Here is a 7240-nt window from a genome sequence, read left to right as displayed (position 1 = left end):
CGCGACTTAGTGAAACTGCTGTCCGCGATTTAGCGGAACGACTGTCCCGTTTTTGCGAAATACGCAGCAAAACTCAAGGGGCGCCGCGAAGTTGCCGACAGGCCCGACGGTCAGTCGAACACACCCCAACAAACCGTCGGGCCGCGGCTGTCTTGCTGCCTTCAATGGTAACGACTCATGCGGTGAACTCGCTGGGCGAAGACCCCAACCACCTCAAACCCGGCGACCTTACACCCGATCAGAGTACGCGATCAGGGCGGGGATCAACCGGCAAAGCTGACGGCGCAAGTGAATGCCGGCAATTCTCTCCTGAATTGGGACATTCGCAGGCGCATCTCGAGTCAGCCTGGGCGTTTTGCCTAACCCGCCAAATCTGACGCGCGATCCTCGAGCGTACACATGATCGCTTCATAGACGCTTGCGATCTCTTGATCGATCTCTTGGTGCGTCATGCCTTGGACCTCGGCAGCCCGCACGGCGTCGGCCGCCATGGTGGTCACGACAAGGGCGGGGTCTTCAATTCGCGGCGGCAGATGGTCGAGCATCCATCTGCGTAGAAAGTCGGCGGCGCGCCTGCTCATATTCTGACCTGCTTCAACCCGGGGCAAAATGGGCGAGCTCCTCGACCGCTTCCTGGATGCCGTGCGCTGCCGCGCGCTCGAGCCAAAGGCGGCCGGCCACCGGGTTGCGCTCTCCGGCAAGACCTCTGGAGAGATACCGGCCCAGCATGAATTGGGCCTGTCCGTGCCCACGTTCGGCGGCGGCGGCAAACCATTTCTGCGCCGCCACCTGATCGATGGGCAGGCCCTCGCCGGAACTGTGCAGCACCCCCAAGGCAAACATTGCCCCAGCATGACCGTCGGCGGCGGCCCGTTCGAACAGCTTCGCGGCGGCCTCCGGCAAACGCTTGCCGCCGCCCCCGTTGAGCAGCATCTCCGCAAGTGCCACTTGGGCGTCGAGCACGCCACCTTCGGCTGCCTCGGCAAACCAGGCGCGGGCGTGATGCGCGTCGGCCACCACGCCACGCCCATCCCTGAGCATGCGCGCATACATGTATTGAGCCTCGGCCACGCCTTCGGCCGCGCGCCTTAGCCACTGCGCAGCCTGACCTTCGTCCTGGCGTACACCGACGCCCTTGGTGAAACAGAGCCCTAGATTGAACGCAGCGGTCAGGTCGCCCGACAATGCGGCAGCCTCGAACCATCGGGCTACACTTGCAGTATCTGCCGGCTCGCCAGCCCCTCGAAGCACGAGGTTGGCCAGGTCTACTTGTGCTTCCTGGTTCCCGCTTGCCGCTGCAGTGCGCAGCCAGCGTGTCCCCTCTTTCTCATCCCTGACAACACCGTTTCCCGTCAAGTAGAGAGATGCCAGTGCGCGCGCGGCGGCCTGGTGACCCGCCTCGGCGGCCCGTCGATACCATGTTGCGGCTTCCGCAAAATCCGGCGGCCGGCTCTTGGCGTTACGATCACCCAGGAAGTGGGCTGCCTCTACGTTGCCGGCCAGCGCGGCGCGCCGCATCCACGCCTCCCCGGCCACGGGATCCGGGTCGACGAGACTCCCGTCGATCAGCGCCAGCCCTAACCGGAATTGGGCCGAGGGAAGGCCTTTCTCCGCAGCTTGCTGATAAAGCCGCGCGGCCGTAGCAAGATCGCTCGTGACTCCGAACCCATGTTCGGTGAGGACCGCGAGAAGGTAGGTTGCGGTCGGCAGGTCGGCATCTGCCGCGCGCCGTACCTCGTCGGCGATCCTGCTCCGTTGTTCCGGCCTGCCGCGCCGGGCCAGCGAGAGGGCAAGGCCGAGACTTCCTTCGGCGCAGCCGGCTGCGGCCGACTTTTCGTACCAGCGCTGCGCAGCATCCGCATCCCGCATCGGCTCGGGGCCGCTGGCCAGAATGTAACCGAGGATCGCCTGTCCCGTTGCCGAGCCTGCCTCGGCCGCCTTGGTGGCAAAACCGAGCGCAGCAGCGAAGTCAGGTTCGCCAGAGTAATCTCGTTCGAAAAGACTCACGGAGCCGGCATCGCGGCCGTCAGCATCCGCGGGCACCAGCCCGGCCAGATAGAGGGCAGCCAGAAGAGCCTGCGCGTCAGCACTTCCGTGGTTCGCTGCCCGCAGCAGCCAACGCCTACCTTCCGCCCGGCTCGCCGGCACGCCTGAGCCCTCTAGATAGCAACGGGCGACCCGATACTCGGCATCGACGAGACCGGCGCGTGCCGCGACCGCCAAGTGCGGAAAGGCTTCTGCCGGCTTGTCGCTGAGCTGGATTGCCCGGCGCAAGGCCGCTGCCGGGAAGGCGCGATCGGTCAGCCGATTCAGGATTGCCATCGATACGACCCCTCCGTAGTCCAACTGCGCTAGGGTTCCCGCATGGCTTCCTGGCCGATCGGGAGCATCACGCCAAGAATGTATTTGAGCACGGTGCGCCGGCCGACTTTCACATCTGCCGTCACCGGCATGCCGGGGCTGACCACGAACCCGGCGGGCACGTCGTGCAACGCGACCTGGTCGATGGAAATCCGCGTACGATAGAACGGCTCAGCATCCGAAGGCAGCATGGCCCGGGAGCTGTTCTGATCGCGCACTTGGTCTCGTGCCGAGAAGGAATCAGGGCTGAGCGCTCGTACGGAGCCGTGGGCGAGGCCGTATTGGGAATAGGGAAAGGTGTCGAACTTGATGACCACCGGATCGCCGACATGAACGAAGCCGCTGCTCCGGCCGACGATGTTTGTCTCGATCTCGAGAGGCGCGTTGACCGGAACCAGAGTGATCAAGCGCTCACCAGACTGCAGAACCGACCCAACCGAAACCTTCGCCACCGACTGGACGATAGCGTCGGCTTCGCTCCGCAGTTCGACCAACTGCTTGCGCAGCTTCGCCTTGTTGAGGAGTTCGCGGGCGTCGGACAGTCGCGAGTTCGCCTCCGACAGGTTCTGCGAGACTTCCGCTCGCCAGCTCTGAATGTAGCCGTTGCGGTCGGCAGCCGCCCCCGCCTGCTGGCGTTTGGCGGCTTCTGTTGTCTGCTCGGCATTGCTGAGCGAGCGGGACATTTCCGCCCAGTTGTCCTCGGCGAGGAGCGTATTGAGGCGACTTCCCACCTGTCTTGCTTCCAGCTGTTTTCGCATCTGTTCGATCGAGGCCGCGACTTTGAGCCGCTGGCGATAGCCTTCTGCATCAGATTGTGATCGCGAGATCACCGAACTCAGTTCGTCAAGCTGTCGGTCAAAACTATCCAGCTTGGAGTCATAGACCGCCTTACGGCGCTCGAAGATGGACGCCTGCAGGGTCCAGCTTGGATCGAGACCGTCATAGTTGAAGGCTTGCCCGTCGGCCTCTGCCTTCAACCGAGCCACTTCGGCCTCAAGCGTCGAGACCTGAATTGCCAGCGACTGGAGGTCGGCTGAGGCAAAGGTAGCATCGAGGCGGGCAAGCAATTGACCGGCTCGCACATGCTGTCCTTCGCGCACGTCGATCGAGCGAACGATCGCCGTCTCCAGTGGCTGCACAATGATGTTCGGCGATTGTGAGACCACTAGCCCTCTGGTCGTCACCACCTGGTCGACGGGGATCAACCCTGCCAGGGCAATCAAGGCGATCACCAAACTCGAAATAACCCAGACGATGCCCCGTGCGGCTCTCGGAATTGGCGCATTGGCGATCGCCGTCGACGGCCACTGGAATTCGAGGATGGCCGGTGTGGTCGGATCGTTCGTTTTGGTTCGCTGCCAGCGGGCAGGGCGGATGGCGAGTGAGGTGCTGCTGCTCATGGCTTGCTATCCCATTCCACCTTCATGCCGCCAAGCACTTTGGCGCCGGTATGGATCGCCGATTTGCGGGCGATCCTCGCGCTCAATCGATCGCAGCACGACATCGTCAATCCAGCCGCGTCGGTACGGCCACCGGACGGCCGGCGCGGCCGTCGAGGTGCCGGTTCTGCTGCAACCACAGTTGCCTGTAGAGGGGGCATCGTTCGAGCAGGGTCGCGTGCGGTGCCACGTCGAGTACCTTACCTTGCTCCATTACCAGGATCTGGTCACACTCCGTGAGCGAGGAGAGCCGGTGCGAAACGATGATCATCGTGCGCCCGCTGGCAATGCGCATCAGGTTGTTGCTGACGACCGCTTCGCTCTCCGGGTCGAGTGCGCTGGTGGCTTCGTCGAGGATGAGGATGGTCGGATTGTGGATGAGGGCGCGCGCGATCGCCAGCCGCTGCTTTTGACCGCCCGACAGATTGGGCGATCCTTCCTCGATGTAGGTGTCGTAGCCATTGGGCATTCGTTCGATAAATTCTTCGGCGCCGGCCAGATGTGCGGCACGCATGGCGTCGGAAAGCGTCAGGCCTGCGCGCCCGGCAATGATGTTGTCGCGAATCGATCCGCGGAACAGGAAATTGTCCTGGAGCACCACGCCGAGCCCCTGGCGCAGGTGGCGCAGGTTGAATTCCTTGAGGTCGACACCATCCAGCTTGAGGAATCCGCTATAGTCTCGGTTGATCCCCTGCAGGAGACGCGCGATCGTCGATTTTCCCGACCCGCTGCGCCCAACGATGCCGAACATGGACCCTGCCGGAATGTTGAAGCTGACCCGGTCGAGTGCGGGCGTCTTTGTACCGATATAGCTGAAGGTCAGATCGCTGAACGTGATCTCGCCGACGAGCCTTGGTCTCAGGCCGAGGGAATTCGAACTGCTCTCCAGCGGCCGGTTCAGGACAGACGCCGCCTCGCCGATCGCTGCCCCGACCTCCTCGTAGTCTTCGATCAGTCGTGCAAGCCCGACGAGGGGTTGTGCGACGCGCTGGGAGATCATCATGAAGGCGAACAGGCCGCCTACCATATATCCCGAACTGTCGTTCATCGCGAGATAGGCGCCGATCAGCATAGTGCCAAGCACCATGGCACGTTCGATCGGCGTAACCAGCGTTTGCGGCCAGCTGGCGAACTGGCCGAAGGCCAGGCGCGCCCTTCCCGACTCCGCCACCTGCTCGTCCCAAAGCGCCTTGCGTTGCGGCTCGAGGCCAAGTGCCTTCACGGTCTTTATCCCGACAACAGTTTCGCCGAGCGCCGCCGCTTTCCATGTCTCGGCTTCGATCACCCGCTGGTACCTGCGGCGCATCGGCTTGAGGAAGGCGAGAATGATCACCACGATCACGCCTGCGCAGGCGATCACGATCCAGGCGAGCTTGGCGTTGATGTAGAACATCACCGGTATCAGCACGCACAGCGTAATCAGGTCGAGCAACGTGCTGAGCAGTTTGCCGGTCAGGAACTCGCGGATGCGATAGACCTGGGCGAGACGGTACATCGTCTCGCCGGCCGGATGACGCTCGAAATAGTCCAGCGGCAGGCGCAGGAGCCGACTGAAAACGTGCAGCTGCAGTTTGGTGTCCAGACGCGCGCCGACGACGTTGATGATCAATCGCCGCGCGTGGCCCAGGAGCGTCTCGTAGGCGAAGACAACGGCAATTATGGCCGATAAGAGCAACAGCGTGGAGACACTGTTGAACTGCAGCACCTTGTTGACGACCGTCATGACGATGAGCGGCGGCAGGATGGTAAGCACGCTGAGCGTGAACGATGCGATAGCGACGTCGCGGAGCGGCCGACTTTCGAGCCGCACCAGTTCGACGAGCCAGCCGAGAGTGAAAGGCGCATCCGCCTCTACAGAGGATCGCGCCTGTCGCAGCAGCACCGCCTCGCCCGTCCACACCTGCGACAGCCGCAGCTCGTCGATCGCGGTGGATTGACCATCATCAGGCGCGTCCGCGCTTTTGAGGAAGACCAGGTTGCGCTCGGCACTCGCCCCGATGAGGAGCCCCGCGCCCCCATCGTTGAACAACAGAACGACCGGTCCGGTGTCCTGAAAGCGCAAGAGGTGAGACCAGCGAACGCGGACGGCGCGAGACCACATACCGCCATTACGGGCCCATTCAGACAGATCAGTGGAGGTTGGAAACGGACTTGCACTTGCCGCCCTGAATTCGTTCGGGTCGAGCTCGACCCCGTAATAGCGGGCGACCGCGAGGATTGCTTTGAGGCGCGGCCCGACCTGGTCAAACTCGGCGGGGCCACCCGGAGTCCGCCCCACTGCGCTCTCGCCGCCGGCCTTGCCGGTCCCGTCGGCTTCGGTGTCGGTGCGGATTTGGACGGGCTGGTTTTCGGCGTTCAAAGGGATGCTCACCATGGTCTTCCCTTCCGGCACGCAAGCCAAGGTTCAGTCGTGCCTAGGGCAGACCGTCCCTTGCTCATTCGGAAATGGTGAACGCGCAGGCTTTGCTCTCTCGCAAAGCCCACGCGACCATTTCTTACCCTTGGACCGGCTTCTATCGTGGCTTGTCCGGTCACCATTCCTGCTCACTCATGCGGCTTCAGAATATCCTTCAGAGCCTTCTTCACTGTGTCGTCGGTGTTGGCGTAGCCGGCACCTTGCTTGGTCTTGTCCGAGATCAGGTCGGTGCTCGCACCCAACGGCTTGTTCTGGTTCTGACCAAATCCCCTGATCGTGTTGAGGACATTCAGGAGGTCGGTCGTCACCGAACTGGCCGCCAGGCCGATGAGCTGGCGGAACGACGCATGGCTGACGGCACCACTGTCGGTCGAGCCGGATTGCAGGAACTGCGTCGAGTCCTTTAGGCCCAGCGTATTGGTCGTGACGTTGGCTTTGTGACCAGGGCCGTTTTCGGCATTGTTATGGTTCCCGGAATTACCAGGTGCATCCTGATCTCCATTGCCAAAGCCGTTATTGCCATGGTGGTCACCAGTCTCACCTCCCGGGCCGGTCGCTCCGGTCGCACCCGTCGCTCCGGCTGAGCCAGTCGCTCCGGTCGAGCCGGTTGCACCAGTAGAGCCTGTTGCGCCAGTCGAGCCGGTTGCTCCGGTATCACCTGTTGCTCCCGTCGAGCCAGTTGCACCAGTCGAGCCAGTCGCTCCGGTCGAGCCCGTTGCACCAGTCGAGCCAGTCGCTCCGGTCGAGCCCGTTGCACCAGTCGAGCCAGTCGCTCCGGTCGAACCGGTTGCACCGGTAGAGCCTGTTGCTCCAGTCGAGCCAGTCGCACCGGTATCACCTGTTGCTCCCGTCGAGCCAGTTGCACCAGTCGAGCCAGTCGCTCCGGTCGAGCCCGTTGCACCAGTAGAGCCGGTTGCTCCCGTCGAGCCAGTCGCACCAGTAGAGCCGGTTGCTCCCGTCGAGCCAGTCGCTCCGGTCGAGCCCGTTGCACCAGTAGAGCCGGTTGCTCCCGTCGAGCCAGTCG

6 protein-coding genes are annotated in these 7240 nt (G+C 63.1%); all 6 read right to left on the bottom strand.

Annotation, left to right across the window (positions count from 1 at the left end; translation table 11 throughout):
• Positions 1 to 359 precede the first annotated feature (359 nt).
• The gene (locus tag ACWTU9_RS32785; RefSeq protein WP_454589935.1) at positions 360 to 581 is read right to left on the bottom strand and encodes a hypothetical protein; all 222 of its coding nucleotides are present in this window, start codon (positions 579 to 581) and stop codon (positions 360 to 362) included.
• Between the two features lie 13 nt (positions 582 to 594).
• Positions 595 to 2322, bottom strand: coding sequence for a tetratricopeptide repeat protein (locus ACWTU9_RS32780; protein WP_455861943.1), 1728 nt, complete (start codon positions 2320 to 2322; stop codon positions 595 to 597).
• Between the two features lie 29 nt (positions 2323 to 2351).
• Positions 2352 to 3761 carry an HlyD family type I secretion periplasmic adaptor subunit gene (locus ACWTU9_RS32775; protein WP_455861942.1) on the bottom strand — a complete coding sequence of 470 codons (1410 nt, stop codon included), beginning with the start codon at positions 3759 to 3761 and terminating at the stop codon, positions 2352 to 2354.
• Between the two features lie 106 nt (positions 3762 to 3867).
• Positions 3868 to 6174, bottom strand: a complete 2307-nt coding sequence (locus tag ACWTU9_RS32770) for a peptidase domain-containing ABC transporter (protein WP_455861941.1) — start codon at positions 6172 to 6174, stop codon at positions 3868 to 3870.
• A 170-nt stretch (positions 6175 to 6344) separates the two neighbouring features.
• Entirely contained in the window at positions 6345 to 6524 is a 180-nt protein-coding gene (locus tag ACWTU9_RS32765) for a hypothetical protein (protein ID WP_455861940.1), read from the bottom strand.
• 526 nt (positions 6525 to 7050) lie between these two features.
• The coding region (locus ACWTU9_RS32760) for a hypothetical protein (protein WP_455861939.1) at positions 7051 to 7240 on the bottom strand (190 nt) is incomplete at its 5' end.

It is taken from the genome of Mesorhizobium sp. 128a, assembly GCF_053848025.1.
Note: the sequence above shows the minus strand (reverse complement) of the source record. Positions and strands in the feature narration are given on the sequence as shown.